Origin of the sequence: Marivibrio halodurans, assembly GCF_017963645.1 — a bacterium.
Lineage (GTDB): Bacteria > Pseudomonadota > Alphaproteobacteria > UBA8366 > Aestuariispiraceae > Marivibrio > Marivibrio halodurans.
In genome coordinates this window covers 381,829-401,465 of sequence record NZ_JAGMWN010000004.1, presented here as the reverse complement: position 1 = coordinate 401,465, position 19,637 = coordinate 381,829, and the positions used below count along the sequence as shown (strand labels likewise).

General features: G+C 67.1%; 21 protein-coding genes. 9 read left to right on the top strand and 12 right to left on the bottom strand.

The window, feature by feature from the left end; genetic code table 11:
• Positions 1 to 33: 33 nt before the first annotated feature.
• Positions 34 to 948: a DMT family transporter gene (locus tag KAJ83_RS11130; protein WP_210682140.1), complete on the top strand. Its 915-nt coding sequence runs from the start codon at positions 34 to 36 to the stop codon at positions 946 to 948.
• 96 nt (positions 949 to 1,044) lie between these two features.
• Positions 1,045 to 1,182 (top strand): hypothetical protein, encoded by a 138-nt coding sequence (locus KAJ83_RS11125; protein ID WP_210682139.1) that lies wholly within the window; start codon positions 1,045 to 1,047, stop codon positions 1,180 to 1,182.
• Here the strand turns inward: KAJ83_RS11125 and KAJ83_RS11120 are convergent.
• On the bottom strand, positions 1,172 to 2,359 hold the full coding sequence (locus tag KAJ83_RS11120; protein ID WP_246484439.1) for a glycosyltransferase family 4 protein: 1,188 nt from the start codon (positions 2,357 to 2,359) through the stop codon (positions 1,172 to 1,174). The two genes, KAJ83_RS11125 and KAJ83_RS11120, sit on opposite strands and share 11 nt — an antisense overlap.
• Entirely contained in the window at positions 2,356 to 4,281 is a 1,926-nt protein-coding gene (gene asnB, locus KAJ83_RS11115) for an asparagine synthase (glutamine-hydrolyzing) (protein WP_210682138.1), read from the bottom strand. Before asnB ends, KAJ83_RS11120 begins: the two co-directional genes overlap by 4 nt.
• A 274-nt stretch (positions 4,282 to 4,555) precedes the next feature.
• Here asnB and KAJ83_RS11110 point away from each other — a divergent pair, with 274 nt between their 5' ends.
• Positions 4,556 to 5,593 carry a Fe(3+) ABC transporter substrate-binding protein gene (locus tag KAJ83_RS11110; protein ID WP_210682137.1) on the top strand — a complete coding sequence of 346 codons (1,038 nt, stop codon included), beginning with the start codon at positions 4,556 to 4,558 and terminating at the stop codon, positions 5,591 to 5,593.
• Positions 5,594 to 5,802: 209 nt separating this feature from the next.
• A complete protein-coding gene (locus KAJ83_RS11105) occupies positions 5,803 to 6,432 on the top strand; it encodes a plasmid pRiA4b ORF-3 family protein (RefSeq protein ID WP_210682136.1) in 630 nt (209 codons plus the stop codon).
• 8 nt (positions 6,433 to 6,440) lie between these two features.
• On the opposite strand, the gene KAJ83_RS11100 is transcribed toward KAJ83_RS11105, so the two are convergent.
• The 5 genes from KAJ83_RS11100 to KAJ83_RS11080 all read right to left on the bottom strand — a co-directional run bounded on the left by KAJ83_RS11100 (position 6,441) and on the right by KAJ83_RS11080 (position 11,212).
• Entirely contained in the window at positions 6,441 to 8,291 is a 1,851-nt protein-coding gene (locus tag KAJ83_RS11100; RefSeq protein WP_210682135.1) for an ABC transporter permease, read from the bottom strand.
• Positions 8,292 to 8,433: 142 nt separating this feature from the next.
• Positions 8,434 to 8,709, bottom strand: a complete 276-nt coding sequence (locus tag KAJ83_RS11095; RefSeq protein WP_210682134.1) for a hypothetical protein — start codon at positions 8,707 to 8,709, stop codon at positions 8,434 to 8,436.
• Positions 8,710 to 8,805: 96 nt separating this feature from the next.
• Positions 8,806 to 9,546 carry a glucosaminidase domain-containing protein gene (locus KAJ83_RS11090; protein ID WP_210682133.1) on the bottom strand — a complete coding sequence of 247 codons (741 nt, stop codon included), beginning with the start codon at positions 9,544 to 9,546 and terminating at the stop codon, positions 8,806 to 8,808.
• Between the two features lie 61 nt (positions 9,547 to 9,607).
• The gene (locus KAJ83_RS11085; protein WP_210682132.1) at positions 9,608 to 10,051 is read right to left on the bottom strand and encodes a GFA family protein; all 444 of its coding nucleotides are present in this window, start codon (positions 10,049 to 10,051) and stop codon (positions 9,608 to 9,610) included.
• A 126-nt stretch (positions 10,052 to 10,177) separates the two neighbouring features.
• Positions 10,178 to 11,212, bottom strand: a complete 1,035-nt coding sequence (locus tag KAJ83_RS11080) for a Leu/Phe/Val dehydrogenase (RefSeq protein WP_210682131.1) — start codon at positions 11,210 to 11,212, stop codon at positions 10,178 to 10,180.
• A gap of 269 nt (positions 11,213 to 11,481) precedes the next feature.
• Between KAJ83_RS11080 and KAJ83_RS11075 the strand changes: the two genes are divergently transcribed.
• Positions 11,482 to 12,408 carry a nucleoside hydrolase gene (locus KAJ83_RS11075; protein ID WP_210682130.1) on the top strand — a complete coding sequence of 309 codons (927 nt, stop codon included), beginning with the start codon at positions 11,482 to 11,484 and terminating at the stop codon, positions 12,406 to 12,408.
• Positions 12,409 to 12,419: 11 nt separating this feature from the next.
• Here KAJ83_RS11075 and KAJ83_RS11070 read toward each other — a convergent pair whose 3' ends face one another.
• The 5 genes from KAJ83_RS11070 to KAJ83_RS11050 form a co-directional block, all read right to left on the bottom strand.
• A complete protein-coding gene (locus tag KAJ83_RS11070) occupies positions 12,420 to 13,019 on the bottom strand; it encodes a 2-hydroxychromene-2-carboxylate isomerase (protein ID WP_210682129.1) in 600 nt (199 codons plus the stop codon).
• Positions 13,016 to 13,750, bottom strand: a complete 735-nt coding sequence (locus KAJ83_RS11065; RefSeq protein ID WP_210682128.1) for an N-acetylmuramoyl-L-alanine amidase — start codon at positions 13,748 to 13,750, stop codon at positions 13,016 to 13,018. Before KAJ83_RS11065 ends, KAJ83_RS11070 begins: the two co-directional genes overlap by 4 nt.
• 25 nt (positions 13,751 to 13,775) lie before the next feature.
• A complete protein-coding gene (locus KAJ83_RS11060) occupies positions 13,776 to 14,513 on the bottom strand; it encodes a TerB family tellurite resistance protein (RefSeq protein WP_210682127.1) in 738 nt (245 codons plus the stop codon).
• A 99-nt stretch (positions 14,514 to 14,612) separates the two neighbouring features.
• Positions 14,613 to 15,386, bottom strand: a complete 774-nt coding sequence (locus KAJ83_RS11055) for a DUF3750 domain-containing protein (protein ID WP_210682126.1) — start codon at positions 15,384 to 15,386, stop codon at positions 14,613 to 14,615.
• A 133-nt stretch (positions 15,387 to 15,519) separates the two neighbouring features.
• The gene (locus KAJ83_RS11050) at positions 15,520 to 16,173 is read right to left on the bottom strand and encodes a hypothetical protein (protein ID WP_210682125.1); all 654 of its coding nucleotides are present in this window, start codon (positions 16,171 to 16,173) and stop codon (positions 15,520 to 15,522) included.
• Between the two features lie 298 nt (positions 16,174 to 16,471).
• Here KAJ83_RS11050 and KAJ83_RS11045 point away from each other — a divergent pair, with 298 nt between their 5' ends.
• The 4 genes from KAJ83_RS11045 to KAJ83_RS11030 all read left to right on the top strand — a co-directional run bounded on the left by KAJ83_RS11045 (position 16,472) and on the right by KAJ83_RS11030 (position 19,579).
• Complete coding sequence (locus KAJ83_RS11045; RefSeq protein WP_281413126.1) at positions 16,472 to 17,410, top strand: division plane positioning ATPase MipZ; 939 nt, start codon at positions 16,472 to 16,474, stop codon at positions 17,408 to 17,410.
• A 67-nt stretch (positions 17,411 to 17,477) separates the two neighbouring features.
• Positions 17,478 to 18,230, top strand: a complete 753-nt coding sequence (locus tag KAJ83_RS11040; protein WP_210682124.1) for a vWA domain-containing protein — start codon at positions 17,478 to 17,480, stop codon at positions 18,228 to 18,230.
• Positions 18,227 to 19,054: a J domain-containing protein gene (locus tag KAJ83_RS11035; protein WP_210682123.1), complete on the top strand. Its 828-nt coding sequence runs from the start codon at positions 18,227 to 18,229 to the stop codon at positions 19,052 to 19,054. The genes KAJ83_RS11040 and KAJ83_RS11035 overlap by 4 nt, the downstream gene beginning before the upstream one ends.
• A 111-nt stretch (positions 19,055 to 19,165) precedes the next feature.
• Positions 19,166 to 19,579, top strand: a complete 414-nt coding sequence (locus tag KAJ83_RS11030; RefSeq protein ID WP_210682122.1) for a Tat pathway signal sequence domain protein — start codon at positions 19,166 to 19,168, stop codon at positions 19,577 to 19,579.
• Positions 19,580 to 19,637: the final 58 nt, after the last annotated feature.

The following is a 19,637-nucleotide window of genomic DNA, read 5'->3' as shown; positions in this document are numbered from 1 at the left end:
GAATCCGGAGCGTCGAGGTCATAGCGTCCGACCATGACAGAGACCGCGCCGCCGAAACCACTTCCGCCCTCTCCGCCGGGCGACGACCCCAGGGCCACGCTCAAGGGCGTGGCCTTGATGTGCCTCGCCGTCTTCCTCTTCATCATGTTGGAGATGACCGCCAAGGCCTCGGCCGAATACATGCCCGTGGCGCAGACGGTCTGGGCGCGCTATTTCTCGCATCTCGCCCTGATGACGTTGTTCCTGGCACCGCGCTACGGCATGCGCCTGATCGCCACCCGCCGGCCGGGTTTGCAGATCGTGCGCTCGTTGCTGCTGCTCTTGATCACGGGCTGCACCTTCTTCTCGTTGCGTCACCTTCAGATGGCGGAGGTAACGACGATCGGTTTCGCCGCGCCGTTCTTCGTCGCCGCGCTTTCCGTGCCGCTCTTGGGCGAGAAGGTCGGGGTGCATCGGTGGAGCGCGATCGCGCTCGGATTCATCGGGGTCGCGATCGCCATGCGCCCGGGGCTGGGTGTCTTTCATTGGGCGGCGCTGGTGGTGCTCGGCGCGGCGCTCGCCAATGCCTTCTATCTGATCGCGACGCGCAAGGCGAAGGACGAGGATCCGGTCGTCTCGATCTATTTCACCAGTTTCGCCGGCGCGCTGGTGATGAGCGCGGTCGTTCCCTTCTTCTGGGTGACGCCGTCGGAGCCGATCGGCTGGGTCATCATGGTGGCGCTCGGCATTTTCGGCGGGCTCGGCCATTTCATGCTGATTCTCGGCCATACGATGGCGCCGGCCTCGCTGTTGGCGCCCTTCTACTACACCCAACTCGCCTTCTCCGTCGGGGTCGGCTACGCGGTGTTCGGCGACGTGCCGGACGGCTTCACGATCGCCGGGGCGCTGATCGTGCTGGCGAGCGGCCTCTATCTCATCTACCGCGAACGCAAGAAGGCGCGCGCGTAGACGGAATCTTTACCGATTCCATGCTCTAAGCTCCAGGTGCGAGGGTGCCGCCCGGCTTCGGCGCGCGCGTCCATGTTTACAGGGAGCCCGGGGCCGATGTCCGAAACGCTACTCATCCTGTTCGCCATCGGCAGCCTGGGACTGTTGGGGCTCGCCGCCTTCCTCGCCTGGGGGTATGTGCTGTGGCGCGATCTGCGGGCGGCGCGGCTCGCCCGCCTTCGGGTCAGGCCCTGATGTCGCCCCGTCCCGCCAGCATCGTGGTGTAGAGCGCCAGCGTCTCGGCCACGATCCGATCGGTGGCGAAGCGCGTCTCCGCCATGCGCCGGGCCGCGGCGCCCATGCGCGCGCGCAACGCCGGGTCGGCCGCGAGGCGTTGCAGGGCATCGGCCAGCGGCTCGACCGCGCGGGCGGGAACGCGCAGACCCGTCTCTCCCTCGACGCAGATTTCTCGGCAGCCGGGCACGTCGGTCGCGACGATCGGACGCCCGCAGGCCGCCGCTTCCAGCAGCGATTTCGGCAACCCCTCCCGATAGCTCGGCAGGACCGCGATATGGCTGGCGGCATAGGCGCCCGCGATATCCGCCGTGCGGCCCAGGCTCTCGACCAGCCCCTCGCGCGTCCAGGCTTGAAGCTGCTCCGGGTCGATCGCCGCCGGATTGGCGTCGCCGGGGCCGACGAGGCGGATCGTCAGCGGGACGCCGCGCCGGCGCAGCAGGCGGGCGGCCTCGACCAGTTCCCCGATCCCCTTATCCCACAACATCCGCGACAGGCAGAGCGCGACCGGCGGGTGCCCGTCATCGACCGCCGGTTCCGGCGCGGGGCGCAACGCGTCGACATCGACGCCGGAGCCCCGGATCGTCGCGATGCGCCTGTCCGGCACGCCCAGATGCGCGCGGAACAGGTCGCGGTCGTCGTCGTTCTGGACGATGACGCGGACCCGCCGGCCGCGATTGGCGAGGCGCATGGCCGCCCGGATCGCGGGCCGCAGCAGCCGCGCCTTGATCCCTTGCGAGATGAAGAGGAACCCCATTCCCGCCATGGCGTTGACGATATGCGGCACGCCCGCGAGATAGCCGGCGAGCGTGCCGTAGAGCGTCGGCTTCATCGCCACGTGATGGACGATATCGGGCGCATGCCGGCGATAGCAGGCATGGATCGCGCGGATCGTCGCGAGATCGCGCAGCGGGTCGAGGCCGCTTCTGTCGAAGGGGATGGGGACGACGGTGAAGCCTTCCGCCTCCAACCGCGCGCGGGCATCGTTGATCCGCGTCGCCACGACGACGCGCGCGCCCGCGTCCCGCGCCGCCCGGGCGAGCGGCAGGCGGTGGGACAGGAAATACCAATCCTCCGTCACCAGGAAGAGGATCGTGCGCCCGTCCAGCGGTTGGCTCGATGCCGTCCCCGCCGTCATCGGTCGAGCCACCGTTCCGCCCAGGATTCCAGCATCAGGATATTCCACAAGGCTTCCGCCCGTCCCTGGCCGGTGCCTTTCAGATGGTCGGCCCAGGCGGCCCGCACGGGCGCCGGGTCGACAAGGCCGCGTTGCTTCAGCCGTCGTTCGCTCAACAACTCCTCCGCCCACTCCCGCAAGGGATCGCGCAGCCATTCACCGAGCGGAATGGCGAAGCCGGCTTTCGGCCGCTCCACCAGATGCTGGGGGACATAGCGATAGAGAATCCGGCGCAACGGCCATTTCCCGATACCGCCCTTCATCCGGACGGAGGTCGGCATGCGCCAGGCGAGTTCCACGACCCGATGGTCGAGCAGCGGCACCCGCGCCTCCAGACCGACCGCCATGCTGGCGCGGTCCACCTTGGTCAGGATGTCGTCCGGCAGATAGCCGAGTGTATCATAGGCCGCCGCCCGCGCGGCCGGGTCCAGCCCCCGCGGCAGGGTCGTGGGCGGAAGCTCTCCCGGTTCGCCCTCGGGCACGAGGCCGTCCTCGGCGCGCCAATGGCTGATCAGGTCGAGATAGCGGTGATCGGTGTCGGGTTGCGCCAGCGCGCGGGCGAGCTTCAGCGCCTTGTCGGCAGCCTGACGGGGGCGCTTACTCTTGGGCAGCAGGCTGGCCAGACGCTCCACCCCGCCGGTGCCCAGCGCCTCGATCGCGCGCGCGGTCAGTCGGCGGAAGCCCGCCGGCAGATGGTCGAGCCGCGCCAGCCGGGCGAGCGCCAGATGCCGGTTATAACCAAGGAAGGCCTCGTCACCGCCATCGCCGCTGAGGGCGACCGTCACCTGTTCGCGGGCGAGCTTGCTGACGAGATAGGTGGGCAGTGCGGAGGAATCCGCGAAGGGCTCGTCATACCAGTCCGGCAGGTCGGGAATCAGATCGCGCGCGATGCGCGGGGCGAGATAAAGCTCCGTGTGGTCGGTCCGCAGATGGGCCGCCACCTGCTTGGCATGCGCCGCTTCGTCGAAGCCCTGATTGTCGAAGCCGATCGTGAAGGTCTTGATCGGTCGGCCCGACGCCTCGGCCATCAGGGCGACGACCGTCGAACTGTCGATCCCGCCGGAGAGCAGGGCCCCCAGCGGCACGTCGGCGACCATGCGGCAGGAGACGGCCTCGCGCAGACGCGCATGGAGCCGCTCCACGGCCTCCTGCGGGTCGTGGAGGTCGCGAGGCCCGTCTATCGCATCCTCCAGCCGCCAATAGCGTCCGCCGGTTCGGGTGCCGTCCCCCGCATCGATCCGCAACCAATGGCCCGCGCCCAATTTCTCCACGCCGCGATAGATCGTGCGCGGGGCGGGAACCCTGTTGAATTGGAGATAGCGTCCCACCGCCTTCCGGTCGACTTCCGGCCGCCAGTCGGGATGGGCGGCCAGCGCCTTCAACTCCGACCCCCACAGAATCAGATCGCCCTGACGGCCGTGGTAAAGCGGCTTGATCCCGAGCCGATCGCGAAACAGCCAGAGTTGACGCTCCCGGCTGTCCCAAAGGGCGATAGCGAACATGCCGACCAGCTTCTCGACCGTGGCGAGCGGGCCGTGCCGGGCGACATGCTCCAGCATCACCTCGGTATCCGAATGGCCGCGAAAGCGGACACCTGTCGATTCGAGATCGGCCCGCAGGGCTTTGTAGTTATAGATTTCGCCATTGTAGGAGACGGTCCATCGCCCGTCGGCGGAGGTCATCGGCTGGTGACCGGCTTCGCTGAGGTCGATAATCGCCAATCGGCGGAATCCCAGCGCGAGGCCCGCATCCTCGGCGATGAACCGTCCGGAATCGTCCGGTCCCCGATGGGTGAGCGCCCGCGACATCGCCTCCACCCGCGCGGCCATGGCCTCGCGGGCGGTCGATCGGGTAAGGTCGAGGAAGCCGGCCAATCCACACATGATGGCGGACATTAGCCGCGACGGGAGTGGACGTCACGCGGTTGCGGGATTGGTGATCGCCTCGGAGCTAACGTCGATAAAGAACGGCGCGACCAGCCCCACCCCAACCCTTCCCCTCCCCCTCGTTCGGAAGAGGGGACGTGCGCCTAATGCAATTGACAATCACTCTCAATTTCAGTAGCGATATCCGCCTAGGGGATTCACCGAAGGGGGAGGCCACGTGTCGGGAGCGCGTGGTTCATCACGGAAAGACGAACGAGGGAGCCAACGACCAATGAAATCGACATTCCTGAATGGCGCCGCGATCGCGGTCGCGGCCTTCTTGACGGCCGGTGCGGTCGCGCCGGCGCAGGCCGAGGGCGAGATCAATCTCTATAGCTCACGCCACTACGACACGGACGAGCGACTCTATTCCGAGTTCGAGGAAGAAACGGGGATCAAGATCAACCGCATCGAGGGTGATGCCGATCAGTTGATCGAGCGTATCCGGGCCGAGGGCGAGAACAGCCCGGCCGACGTGCTGCTGACCGTCGATGCGGGTCGTATCTGGCGCGCGGAGGAGGAAGGTCTCTTCCAGCCGGTCGAATCGGACTTCCTGCATGCGCGCATTCCCGCGCATCTGCGTCACCCGGACGACCTCTGGTTCGGCTTCTCGCAGCGCGCGCGGATCATTTTCTACGACAAGACGCGTTTGGATCATGGGCAGGTCGCGACCTATGAGTCGCTCGCCGATCCGTCGCTGGAGGGAATGGTCTGCACGCGCTCCAGCGGCAATATCTATATGTTGTCCCTGATGGCCGCGATGATCGAGCATCACGGCGCGGACGAGGCCAAGGCCTGGGCCGAGGGCATGTGGAACAACCGCGCGCGCGAACCGGAAGGCGGCGATACCGATCAGCTTCGCGGCATCGCGTCCGGCCAGTGCGGCGTGGCCGTGGCCAATACCTATTACTTCGCCCGCGCGCTCGGCGGCGGGGTGAAGGGCCTCGGCGAGGAGGAGATCGCCAAGATCGGCTGGGTCTTCCCGAACCAGAACAGCACCGGCGCGCATGTGAACATCTCCGGCGCGGGCGTCGTGAAGAGCGCGCCGAACCGCGAGAACGCGATTCGGTTCCTGGAATATCTCGCCTCCGACGAGGCGCAGGAATATTTCTCCGCCGGCAACAACGAATATCCGGCGGTACCGGGCGTCGCGCTGAGCGAGAATGTCGCGAAGCTCGGCCTGTTCCGGCAGGACACCCTCAATCTAGAAGCGCTGGGCCGCAATCAGAACGAGGCCCAGATGCTCTATGACGAGGTCGGCTACAAGTAAGCCGCGCGGACACGCGAACGCCCCGGGCGATAACGGGGCGTGGCCGCTCGGATCGACCGAAACCCTTTCAGGCTGTTGGGGTCTGAAGCAAACTGACCCGCCCGGCACCGTCGGGCGGGTCCTTTCTTTTCCGGATGATTTTTCCGCGTGCCGGCATTGCGTCGGATTCCCAGCCAAGGAAAAATGAGGGCGGGAAAGGCGCGGAGGGAATGATGGATCGGTTCAACGGGGCCAGGCTTCGATTGACGCTCGTGGAGATCGACCCGGCGCCGTGGCGGGAGATCGTGGTCCGAACGTCGATGACGCTCGCCCGGTTGCATGAGGCCATCCAGGCCGTGTTCTGTTGGTATGATTATCATCTCTGGGCGTTCGAGGTCGGGGACAAGCACTATGGTCCCGAGATGGAGGATGCCGACCCGCCGGTCCTGTCGGCCCGTAATGCACGGCTTCGGACGCTGATCGCGCGCGGTGTCGAGAATTTCCACTATGTCTACGATTTCGGGGATTACTGGCGCGTCGAGATCCAATTGCTCGACACCCTGCATGTCGAGGATGCGGAGCGCCTGCCCCGCTTCCTGGGCGGCGCGCACGCGGCGCCGCCGGAGGATATCGGGGGGCCGCCCGGCTATGCGCATTTTCTCGAGGTCCTGAACGATCCCAAGCATCCGGACCGGGAAGATTACGCGCAACTTTTCGAGATGGCCTTGGGGGGCGACTTCGATCCGCGCGATATCCAGGAGGATGTGATCGGGGGGCTGCTCTCGCGCGTCGCCCGGAAGAAGCCCGCGGCACCCAAGCGGCGGGGGGAATGGCGGTTCCGAAACGACCCCGGCGGATAGGTCGGAGGTTATTCGGCCGGGTCGGCGAGGGCGTCGGGCCGGCGAGGGGCACCGCGCTTGCGTCGATATTTCGCGGACGCGCCCGGCCGGGCGCGGGCGATGCGACGGCTCAACAGCACGATCGGCAAGAGGCCGACCAGCACGATCATCAGCGACGGTGCCGCCGATTGCGTCAGACGCTCGTCGGAGGCCAGATTGTGCGCCGTGATGGCCAGGGTGTTGAAATCAAAGGGCCGCAGGATCAGCGTTGCCGGCAATTCCTTCATGACATCGACGAAGACGATCAGCGCGGCCGTCAGCAGGCTGGTCGAGAGGATCGGGGCATGCACCTGGCGCAGCGTGCGAAGCGGACCCCGGCCCAGCGTGCGCGCGGCATCGTCCATGTTCGGCGTCACCTTGGCGAGCCCCGCCTCCACCGTCTGCAGGGCGACCGCCATGAAGCGCACGAGATAGGCATAGATCAGACCGATCAGGCCGCCGGTGAAGATCAGGCCGGTCGAGAGGCCGAATGTATCGCGCATCCACCCGTCCAGGGCATTGTCGAAGGCGCCGAGCGGAATCAGCAGACCGACCGCGATGACCGACCCGGGAATCGCGTAGCCGAGCCCCGAGAAGCGCACCGCCCCGCGCGCCAGACGCGAGCGGTCGAGGCGGTTGGCATAGGCCAGGATCACCGCCGTCAGCACGGCCGTCACCGCCGCCAGCAGGGCGAGCGAGGCACTGTTCCAGACGAGTTCCGCCGTGCGCGCCTCGAACAGATTGCCGGCCTTGATCGTCATCGCGACCATCAACCCGCCCGGTATCAGGAAGCCGAGCGCGATGGGTATCGCGCAGGCCGCCATCGCGCCGACCGCGCGCCAGCCCTTGAGCGTATAGCCGGGCAGGATCTTGTAGGCACCCGTCGATTGGAATCCGCGCTTGCCGCGGCTCAGTCGTTCCACCGTCAGCAGCAGCGCGACGAAACCCAGCAGCATGCTGGCGAGCTGCGCCGCCGCCACGGGGTCGCCATAGGAGTAGTAGGCCCGATAAATGCCGGTCGTGAAGGTCTGCACGCCGAAATGACGCACGGTGCCGAAATCGGCCAATGTCTCCATCAGCGCCAACGCGACGCCGGTGACGATCGCCGGCCGGGCGAGCGGCAGGGCGATACGCCGGAAGGCCGCGAAGGCGCTGCATCCCAATGTGCGCGCCGCCTCGAAGACGCCGACCGACTGTTCCAGGAAGGCCGCCCGGGCCAGCAGGTAGACATAAGGATAGAGCGTCAGCGTGAAGAGGATGATCGCGCCGGGAAGCGAGCGGATATTTGGGAACCACCCTTCGCGGGGGCCCCATCCCATGAATTCGCGCACCGCCGTCTGAACCGGGCCGGAATGCTGCAGGAAATCGGAATAGACATAGGCCAGGATATAGGCGGGCGCGGCCAGCGGCAGGATCAGCGCCCATTCGAGGATCAACCGTCCCGGGAACCGGCACATCGTGACCAGCCAGGCGCAACCGACACCGATCACCGCCGTGCCGGCCGGCACGCCGATCATCATCCAGACCGTGTTCGCGATGTAGCGGGGCAGCAGGCTTTCCGCCAGATGTCCCATCAGATCCGTTTCCTGGAACAGGAAGGCCGCCACCGTCAGGATCGGCAGGGAAATGATGGCCGCGATGGTCAGCGCCGCCAGCCCGATCGATCCGGGTCGCCAGCGCCGTGCGCGCCGGCCGGCCGGACGGGCACTTGGCTCTGTTCGGGAATTCACGCCCGGGTCGGCGCCTGGGGCCGCAGCGTTGCTCTCGCCCGGGGCCGCGGGCGAGGGGGCGGTCGGCACCGGACCAAAGGCCGGGTCGCTCTCGCGAGCGGGGTCGTTCATCCTGCGCGCGCTCCTGTCCGTCGCGCGATCGGGCCATCATGGCCGCGCGCGCGACGGATCAGGAGATACACCCTGTATCCACGGTTAGAAAGGCCTCCAGGACAAGCGGCGACAAGCGGCGCGTATCGCGCGTCGGCCTCCCTCAATCCACGATGGAGACGGCATCGTTCGCCGCCATGATCCCGCGTATGTCGGGGAGCGCCGTGCGGGCGTCCCGGTCGGCGGTCGCGGGCCCTTCGGTCCGCTCCGGGCCGACCGGCGCCGGTTGGGTGAGTGCCGTCTGGTCGGGGGTGGATTTATGCTCGCCCGTGCAACCGGCGAGCGCCTCGAACGACAGGCCGACGATGAGGGCGCTGCTGATCAGGGCGGCGGAAAGCAGGAGACGGATACGCAATCTGGTGATCGGAAACCGGGACATGACGTAACCCTCCAATTCATTAGGGAACCTGAAGGGTATCACGGGTGCTGTGACATGGCTGTGATGAATCGCACGCCCTCACGATTCCGTGAGACTCTATTCCGCCGCGCTGCCCAGCATGAGGGGCCGGTTTGCTCGAATTATCGCCTTTATTTCATGGATGTAGGCTTGGCCTCTGGCCGAATAATCGGCAAGACCATCGGCCATCGCGCCGTCTTTCGGCGTCATGTCGGCGGCGCGCGCGCGTTGGCGTGTCTGCCTCAGGAGGCGATAGGCACCGCCGGTGTTCAGGTTGCGCAGATAGGCCCGGACGGAGGCATTGATGCTGTCGAAGCGCGCGACCTCATGCGTGTCCTCGGCGTCGCGCGCTTCGGGGACGAGGCCGCAGCCTTCGCTAAAGCACCATTGACCGAAGAGATTTTGTCCCTCCTGGGCGAAGCGGGATCGGCCCCAGTTGGATTCATTGGCCGCCTGGGCCAGCGCCAGGGTGAGAGGCACCGTGTCGACGCGGGCGAGGAGCGACGGCCAATCGGCCGCGTCCGCGTCGTCCGCGTTCCAATCCTCGATCCCGTAGCGCGCGGCCAGTTCGGCTGCCGCCCCGCCGCTCTCTCCCGCGTCGCGCGCGGCCAGGATGGTGGCGCGCTGTTCGGCGACCCGGGCGTTCTCCGCCACGATGATGGGGCGCAGCCGGTCGAAGAATCGGCGCTTGCGCTCCTCCACCGGCAGGGCCTCGTCGGTCAGGAAAATCTCGGCCTGGAGATAGCCGACGCCTCCCGTCGCGCGCGTCTCGTGCAGCCGGTTTCCGACGAGCGCGGAGCCGACGAGGATGAGAAGCATGACGACGATCAGGGCCGGCCGGCGCCGTGCCCAAGGGACCAATGGGGCCAGGATACGTGCTCTATCGCGCCAAGGGGCTGTCATAACCGGCCACGTGGCAGGGCAGGTCGACTTGGACCTCGTAATAGTCCGACTTCTCGCCGAGGAAGATATGGCCCGCGGTCGAAAGGCCCGTCGGCGGGTCCAGCGTGCCCGCCATGATGCTGATCCGCGGGCCCGGCACGCCGCCGTCCGTCAGTCGGTAGAACAAGCTGGAGCCGCAGGTCGCGCAGAAACCGCGTTCCGCGAAATCGGTGGAGCGGTACCAGCGCAGCCCCTCGTCCGCCTCGAAATGCAGGTGATCGACCGCGCAATTGGTGGCGTTCACGAAATGGCCGCTCGTCCGCCGGCATTGCTCGCAATGGCAACCGACCGTGGGACGCAACGGCCCCTCCACCCGGAATCGCACCGCACCGCACAGACACCCACCGCTGGCGCTGGTGACGCCGCTATCGCTCAAATCCATCGCATTCGTTCCCGTGGTTCTTCCATCCGTATAACAAGGAAAAGGCCGCGCCATCGTGGGACGGCGCGGCCCGGATGAAAAGTGGCCAGTTGTCTCCGGCCCCGTCGGACCGATACCGATGGTGCGTCAGGCGCGCTTGCCGAAGCGCTCCTCGGCGAGCCGGTCGGCGGCGACATGCGTCGGAACCTTCGCCTTGGCGGCGCGGTCGTAGATCTCGGCCAGGGTGTCGGCGATTTCCCCGACATGGGCGAAGGCGCGCTGTTTATCGTAGTTCGGCCCTTCATGGTAGATGTGGATCACGCCACCGGCGTTGATGACATAATCCGGCGCATAGAGGATGCCGCGGTCGGCCAACGCCTGCCCATGACGGTCGGCGGCCAGTTGGTTGTTGGCCGAACCGGCGACGATCTTCGCCTTGAGGGCGCCAACCGTCTCGTCGTTGATCACGGCGCCGAGCGCGCAGGGCGCGAAGACATCGACATCCTCCGCATGGATGGCGTCGCGCGCGACGACCTTCGCGCCGAGTTCGTTGCGTGCCTTGGCGATGGCGTTCTCGTTGAGGTCGGCGACGACGAGGTCGGCCCCCGCCTCGCGCAATTGATGGGCGAGGTCGTAGCCGACATGGCCGAGCCCCTGCACCGCCACGCGGATACCCTCCAGATCGCTGCGGCCCAGACGTTCCTTCACCGATGCCTTGATACCGGCGAAACAGCCATAGGCCGTGGCGGGCGAGGGGTCGAACCCCTTGCCCTTGACGCCGCGCACATGGTCGGTCGCCTTGTCGATCTCGACCATGTCCTCGGGCGTCGTGCCGACATCCTCGGCGACGATATAGCGGCCGTTCAGGCGCTCCACCGCGACGCCCATCGCCTCCATCATGGCGGGGGTCTTGTCGGATACCGCGTCGGCGATGATCACCGACTTGCCGCCGCCCCAGGGCAGGTTGGCCAGCGCGTTCTTGTAGGTCATGCCGCGCGACAGGCGCAGCACATCGGCGATCGCCGCCTCCTCGCTGTCGTAAGCCCACATCCGGCACCCGCCCAAGGCCGGGCCGCGATTGGTGTTGTGGATCGCGATGATCGCCTTCAGGCCGGTCGTTGCGTCGGAGGCGAAGACCACCTGTTCGTGGTCGTCGAAATGCTCGCTGGTGAACAGGGTCATGATACTCGAAGCCTCCATGGCGGCGTGGGGCGGGGATCTCGCCAGCCCGTTCCGGGCGCGCATCGGTTTCGGTGCGCGGCATCCTCGCGTGAAAGAATATTACTCCCATATAGGGACTAGTCGGGGGAGCCGTGAAGAGGGAAAATCGCTTCGCCCCAACTTCGCAGCAAAGCGCGCGCCGCGCCCCCCGCTTCCGAAATCTTGCTGCGCCGGCAGCCGCCATCCGGTAATCGAGGAACCGTCACGAGGCGAGGCGACGGGAGGCGTGCATGGCCGCGGTGCGGCGGATTCTGATCGATTGCGATCCGGGACTGGACGATGCGGCCGCGATTTTGATGGCCCTCGGTGCGCGGGCGGTGCTGGATCTCGTCGCGCTCACGACGGTCGCCGGCAATGTCGGGTTGGCGGCGGTGACGCGCAATGCCTCGGGGCTGCTGGCGCTTGCCGGGCGCACGGACGTGCCGCTTCATGCCGGATGCCCGCGTGCCCTGGTCGGCGGGACGCTTCGGGCGCAGCATGTTCATGGCGAAGGCGGGATCGGTGGTGTCGATCTGCCGGTGGGCGTGTCGGCGCGGTCGGAACACGCGGTCGATGCCATCCGCCGCATCGCCCGGGAAAGCGGGCCCAAGGGGCTGACCCTGGTGCCGATCGGTCCGCTGACCAATATCGCCTGCGCCCTCGTGATGGCGCCGGACATCGCCGATTGCCTGTCGGAGATCGTGGTGATGGGCGGGGCCGCGCGCGTCGGCGGGAACGTGACCCCGGTGGCGGAGTTCAATTTCGCGGCCGATCCGCATGCCGCGCGCATCGTGCTGGAAAGCGGGGTGCCGGTCGTCGTGATGCCGCTCGACGTCACGCGCCAGGCGGTCGTGACGGAAGCCCGGATCGATGCCCTGCGCACGCTCGCCACGCCAGTTGGGGAGACACTCGCCGCCATGCTCGCCGCCTATCGTGGGCGCACGGGACGCGCTGTGTTGCACGACCCCTGCACCATCGCCTATCTCCTGGCGCCCGATCTGTTCCGGGGGGAGGGTGTCGCGGCCACGGTCGATACGGCTTCCGACGTTTCGATGGGGCGCCTCGTCGCGGACTGGAACGGCCAAACGGGACGCGACCCCACCGTCACGATCATGAGCGACCTCGACGCGGACGGATTCTACGATCTTCTGGTCGCGCAGATTCGGGCTTTATCCTAGGACAGGGCCGACTACACCACGCCCAGCCGTTGGGCGACGAAGTCCAGGCGGTCCTGCCCCCAGAAAGGCTCGCCCGCCACATCGTACCAGGGCACGCCGAAGCAGCCGGCGGCGAGCGCCTCCTCGCAAAGGGCGGCCAGGCGATTGTCGGCCTCCATGCTTTCGCTTTCCGTCACCAGCGCCTCGCCGTCATGGCCGAGTTCCGTCGCGATGGCGACGAGCGTCGCGCGGTCGGCGATGTTCTCCTCGCGTTGCCAGACGCCGCTCATGATCCGCTCCGAAAGCGCGCCGACATCGAGCCCATGGGCGAGCGCGACGGCGGCGAGCCGGCCGGCGGGCCGGTCGTCGGCGGGAAAGTACTTTGGCTCCACATTGAGCGAGAGGCCGAGCCGCTCCGGCCAGCGCTTCAGTTCCGCCATGCGATAGGCGCGCCGCTCCGGAGGGCGCTTGGCGAGCGGCAGGCCGCCCGTCTTCGGGAAAATTTCCGCCACCGAAACCGGTCGGAACAGCACCGTCGCGCCGGCATCCGCCGCCATCGCGATAAGGCGTCGATGGCCCAGGAAGCTCCAGGGCGAGACGTGGCTGTAATAATAGGTGACGGTTCCGCTCATGGTTCCTCGTCTCCTTCCGCTCGGGGGGTGTCTGTTTCCTCGCAAAGCGCCAGGACGGCGGCGGCGAGGCCGGTGGTCTCGGCATCGGCCCGGCCATCGATCCGGGCTGGGCGGTAGCGGCGCTGGAAGGCCTCGACCAGATGTTCCGCCTCGCGATCATATCCGATACCGGCCAGGATGTCCGGCAGGCTACCGCCGGCTTCGACCGGTCCGTCGGGCCACAGGCCGATTCCGTGCGCGGCCAGCCGGGGCCAGGGAAACAACTCCCCCGGGTCGCGCTTGCGCGCCGGGGCCACGTCGGAATGGCCGAGGATATTGCGCGGGCGTATCGGATGGCGCGTCAGCAGGTCGTGCGCCAGTGCGATAAGGCTGTCGATCTGCGCGTCCGGAAAGGGGCGGTAGCCGAGACGGTGTCCCGGGTTCTGCAATTCGATTCCGATGGAGCGGGAATTGACGTCCCGTATGCCGCGCCAATAGGCGAGACCGGCGTGCCAGGCCCGTTCGGCCTCCGCCACCAATTGATGGATCGTCCCGTCCTCGTCGATCAGGTAATGGGCGCTGACTTGAGCGCTGGGATCGCACAGCCGGTCGAGCGAGACGGTCGCGTTTTCCATGTCCGTGTAATGCAGGACCAGCATGTCGACCGCCGCCTGCCGACCGTCCGCATCGGGCCGGCGGGGGCCGAAATTCGGGCTCGGCCGCGCCTGGATGGGCGGGGCGCCGTCCGTCATGGGCATATCCCGGCGCGGTGATCGGTCACAGTCCGCGTTCCTTGCGGATGCGTTCGTAGGCGGCGTTGATCGCGGCCAGCTTCTCGTTCGCCACCGCGACGAACTCCTCCGGCATGCCCTTGGCGATCATCTTGTCGGGGTGGTTCTCCACGACGAGGCGGCGGTGGGCGCGCTTGATCTCCTCCGCGCTCGCCTCCTTCGAGACGCCGAGCGTCTGATAGGGGTCCGCCATGTCGCCGTCGAGGCGGAGTTGCGTCACCCGCTCGAACCGCGCGTCGTCGAAGCCGAAGATATCGGCAACCTGCTTCAGGAACTCAAGCTCCTGCGGATGCAGTTTCTGGTCGGCCTTGGCGATATAGGCGAGGCACCAGAGCAGTTCCTCCAGCACTTCCGGCGCGCCCTTGAACATGCCCGCGACCTGCCGGGCATAGGGCTCGAACCCGCGGGCGTCCTTGCGCGCCTGATTGAAGACGCGCGCGACATTGTCCATCTCGTCCTGCGGGACCTTGAAGACGTCCTTGAAGGCGCGGATTTCGTCCTGGGTGACATGGCCGTCGGCCTTGGCCATCTTGGCGCCGAGGACGATGACGGCGATGGTGAAGCCGATCGATTTCCGGGCCCGTTCGGGGTCGGCTTCTTGTTCGTCGCGCTCGCCATAATAGCGATCGACGAAATGACCGCCGACCGCGCCGATCAGCATCCCGATCGGCCCGCCGATGGCGAGGCCCGCGGCCCCGCCGACGATCTTGCCCCAGATGCTCATCGATTGCCCGTCGCTCGCGCCAACTCTTCCCACCCTGAATTGCCGAGATGTATCCGATCCAATGGCCGAAGGCCAGCGGCGTGGGCCGTGATCCCGTGATTACTCGGACAGGGCGCCGGCGCGCCGGTCGGGCGGTGGGCCGATCCGCCCGATGCCGGGCAGTTTCAGGTTCATATCGTCCGGGTCGACGCCGAAGGTCATGCCCGCGATATTGATCTCCAACCCCTCGCGCAGCGCCGCCGTGACGCCGAGCAAGCCGAAGAGGGAAACCTGCACGCCCGTTCCGCTTACCGATTGGCCGACGATCCCGGTCGCCGGGCGATAATCCTTGCCGATCGCGGTTGGCGGCAGGTCGAGTTCGAGCGCCGGAATACCGCGCGCGACCCAGGCCGTGAAGGTGTTGCTGTTGGGGCCGGGCCAGACGTGATAGGTGCGCGCGTGCGGATAGGCGTCGACCCTTTCCTCGATCAGGGGAATCGCCGCCTCGGCCTCCGGCCCCTCAAGATGCGCGATCAGTTGGGGCGGATTGCCGTACCATTCCCGATCCGGCGGCCCGGTGCGGGTGACGACCGAATTACCGCCATGGCGCGCCCGCCAGCCGAGCACATGATAGCTGCGGTAATCGTCCGCGCCGGCCGGTTTCACCGCGATCCAGCTATGCACGCCGAAGGCGCCGCGCCAGCCATAGGCGCGCGCGGCATAGACCTGGACAACGGCCCCGGGCGTTTCCACCGGGTCCGGGGCGAGGCCCATGATCTCGCGCGAGGCACTGCGCCAATCCGATCCTGCCGCGCCGCTGCTCGCCAACATCGTGAGCGGTCCCGCCAGCAGCAGGATCAAGAGCAGCCCCAGCGCGAGGATGCCGCGCACCATTGCATTCCAGAATTTCGTCATGCCCTGGATGATGGGGGTTGGCGGCGCGAAAGGAAAGAGTGTGACAGCAGGAAATCGACGCGATGCGGCCGGAATGTCCGTGTCGCGCCGGTTCCGCGTGCCGTCCGGCGTTCTATCCGTCCCGGTCGACCAATTGAACGGAGCGTACGACGGTTTCCGCCTGGCCGGGCGTCAGACCGTCGCCGACGGCGGCGCAGTAATAGCCGACGACACGCCGCAACACCTCCTCCGGATTGGTGCCGATCCCTTGCTGGAACAGGACGCAGAGCTGGCCGCCCGCCTCGAACCGTTGCCAGTTCACCGAGCCGAGCGCATTGCGGGACACATAGAGCTTATCGAAGGAAACGGTCTTAATGTAGAGGTCGGGCCAGAGTTCGATCGATTCCCGGATGTCCTGCGGCATGTCGATCTCGCGCCCGTTGGTGCGCGAGCGCACGATGATCGAGGCGTTGACGCCGCCTTCGTCCGCCGTGCGCCAGATGCGCCGGCGTTCGAACACCTGCTCATCCTCGTTGATGCGGGTGAAGAGGAGGCTGGACGCATCCGAAAGCGTTGGCAGGTTGTAGCGCATGACGGTGTTCGCCGGCACGCGCGGGTCGCTCTCCGGGACGGCCGTGAAGGCGTAGGGCTCCGGCGCCAGCGCGTCCAGCCCGACATCTTCCAATCCCGGGGGCTGGAGGCCGATCCGGTCGCAGGCCCCCATCACCGCCCCCATGGCGACGAGGACGCCGATCAGCGCGAACGCGGTCGTCTGCCGCTTCACCATGGCCGCCCGGTATCCCATATCGTTCTCACTGCGTTCGGTTGCGATTCATTGCGATTCATACGGTGTCCGGAGGGGTGGCGGTTGCCAGCGCCTCCCGACTCGCGCGATGACTGAATCATCAGCATCGCGCGGGCGCGCTCCAGAATAAAGGCTGGAGCCAGCGCCGGGATCAAGCCTCAATGCTGGCCGCCATGTCCGCGGCCGTGAGGCGTGCCGGGAAACCGCGGCCGAAAGGCGCGGCATGGACATGATCCGGGCGCATGCCGGGTATAATAGTGACAGGGGGACGCCGACGATCATGAGCGAGGGGGTGGCCGATCCGATGATGGGGAGCGCAGACGGCGAACGCGACGCGGGCGGGATATCCGCGCGGACGAGCGACATGGGCGGTAAGGACGACCGTGACGCGACGGAGCCGGAAGACCGGGCTCATGTGCTGGTCGTCGGCAACCAGAAGGGCGGTTCCGGCAAATCGACGACGGCGATGCATGTGGCCGCGTCCCTGATGGCCGAGGGCGCGCGGGTCGCCTGTCTCGACCTCGACGCGGAGCAGGGGACGCTGACCCGCTATATCGCGAACCGCCGCGCCTATTGCGAGGCCCGGAAACTGCGTCTTCCCATGCCCGCCTTCGAGGCGGTGAAGGCCGCCGCGTCCGACAGCCGGGGCGCGGCCGAGACCGAGGAACGGGAGACCGTCGCGGAAGTGGTGGCGCGCTTGTCGCGAAGCGCCGATTTCCTGGTGATCGACACGCCCGGCTCCGACAACAGCCTGAGCCGGATCGGGCATTCCTATGCCGATACGCTGATCACGCCGTTGAACGACAGTTTCGTCGATCTCGATGTGCTGGCGACGATCGACCCGGAAAGCTACGAGGTCCGGCACCCGAGCAAATATGCCGAAATGGTCTTCCGGGTTAAGATGGAGAAGGCCCGGCGCGAGGGCGGCAACCGGACCTTCGACTGGGTTGTCATGCGCAATCGCCTGGGGCAGCTCGACAGCAAGAACCAACGCGCCATGGATTACGCGCTGGACCGGCTGGCGGGGCGCATACGCTTTCGCACGGCGCGCGGCTTCTCGGAACGCGTGATCTTCCGTGAGTTGTTCCTGAAGGGGTTGACCCTGCTCGATCTCAAGGATCCGGGGTCGGACGTGAAGATGAACATGTCGCACCTCGCCGCCCGGCAGGAGGTGCGCGATCTGATGCGCGAGATCGGATTGGTTAATACGGCCGAGTAACGGTGGGGCGGAACGGAGCGAGGGCGACGGGGTGACGAGACCGCCCCGCCGCGCCATATTGGCCGGTATGACGAGAACGCCGGACAAGAGTCGCGGGACCCGCGTGCCGGAAAGCACGGAGGAAGCGGTCGACGCCTTCCTCGCGACCGCGCGCCGTGCCCCGCCGGCCCACACCGGCGGGGGTGGGACGCGGGGGCGGTTGATCTTCGCCCTCGACGCGACGATGAGCCGCGAACCAACCTGGGACCGTGCCTGCCAAATCCAGGGCGAGATGTTCGAGGCGACGCGGACCATCGGCGGCCTCGACGTGCAACTGGTCTTCTATCGTGGGCTGGGGGAGTGCAAGGCGGGTAAATGGCAACCCGACGCGCGGGGGCTCGCCCGGCTTATGAGCGGGGTGCGATGCCGCGGCGGCCGCACGCAGATCGGCCGGCTGATGAGTCATGCGGCGAAGGAGGCCGGGCGTTCCGCCAAGGACGGCCGCCGGGTCGGTGCCATGGTCTTCGTCGGCGACGCGTTCGAGGAGGACATCGACGCTGTTTGTGACAAGTCCGGCCACCTTGCCCTGCAAGGCGTGCCGGTTTTCCTGTTCCAGGAAGGGCGGGACCCGGTGGCGGAAAAGGCGTTTCGCGAGATCGCGCGGCTGACCGGCGGAGCGTGGTGCCCGTTCGATCTGGGCGCGCCGGACCAGTTGAAACGCCTGCTTTCCGCCGTCGCGGTCTATGCCGCCGGCGGATTGACCGCGCTTGAGGATTATTCCAGCGGGTCGGGCGGGGGCGAGGCCCGGCTGATCGCGGACCGGCTGAGCGGACGGCGATGAGCTACCTTCTCCTTGGCGCCGGTCTGCTGCTGCTCGGCTATCTGGTCTTCAATTGGGCGACCACGGCACACCCCCGCCGGATTCTTGAATCGGGAAAGTGGGTGTTCGCTGGTCTCGGACTCGCGATCCTGCTGCTCTTGCTCGTCACCGGGCGGTTCTCGCTGATTTGGGCCGCGTTGATCGGGGTGCTGCCCTGGGTCAACCGGCTTCTCATGCTGCGCAATGTCTTCGCTGGCCTGAAGGGCATGGGCGCCGGCTTCAAGGGGGGCGGGCGAAAGGGCGGGGGGCGGTCCAGCGTCTCGACCCGCTTTTTCGAGATGACCCTGGATCATGATAGCGGGGAGATGGATGGGGACGTCCGCGAGGGGCGCTTCGTCGGGCGCCGCCTGAGCGACCTGGACGAGGGGGAACGCCTCGATCTGGCGCGCGAGGTGGCGGCTGCCGACGCGCAGTCGATGCGGGTGCTGGAAACCTATCTGGACCGGACCCATGGACCCGACTGGCGTCGCCAGTTCGGGGGCGATGACGGCGACCGCGCGGGTCGCTACCAGGGTGGCTTCGGCGGGGGCGGCTTCGGTGGGGGCGAGGGACCGGGGCGCGGCCCCTCGGACGGATCGGATGCCGGAGGGTCGGGAGAAGGGGTGCCCGGGGCGATGAGCCGGGCGGAAGCCCTCGGTATCCTCGGTCTCTCCGACGGCGCGAGCGAAAGCGATATCCGCGCGGCCCATCGCCGGCTGATGAAGTTGGTTCATCCGGATGTCGGTGGGTCGGATGCCCTGGCCCGGCGGGTCAACGAGGCGAAGCGCGTTCTGCTTGGAAAATAGGCACTTGGCGGGGGGTTGGTGCGGTGCGAAGGATTCTTCCAGAAGCGGATTGCAATTGCGTCGCAATGACAATAGGTTTGCCCGATCGAATTCAAAGCGAAGAGGCACGTCGTGAAATTTGTCGCGAAGATCCTGGGCATGCTGCTTCTCACTCTTGGCGTGGCGCATGCTCAGGGAGCATCGGTCTCGGTGGATCTGAACAAACTCGAATCGCGGGAGGGGGCCTGCCGGGCCTATCTGGTGTTCGAGAACGCCACGGATGTCGCGTTCCAGAGTCTCAAGCTGGATCTGGTTCTCTTCGATACCGATGGCGTGGTCGCCAAGCGTCTGGCGGTGGAGGCCGCGCCGCTCGCCGCGGGAAAGACCAGCCTCTCCGTCTTCGACATGGCTGGCGTGGGCTGCGGGCAGGCGGGTCGGTTGCTGTTGAATGGCGTGACCGCTTGCGCCGACGCGAGCGGGGAACTGGAAGGGTGTCTCGACATGTTGGCGCCGAGCGCGCGGGGCGAGGTGTCCTTTATCAAGTAGGCGACGCGCGGGGCGTCCGGGTTTCCATGGGATGAATCCCGGGCGGCGACCCCGATTA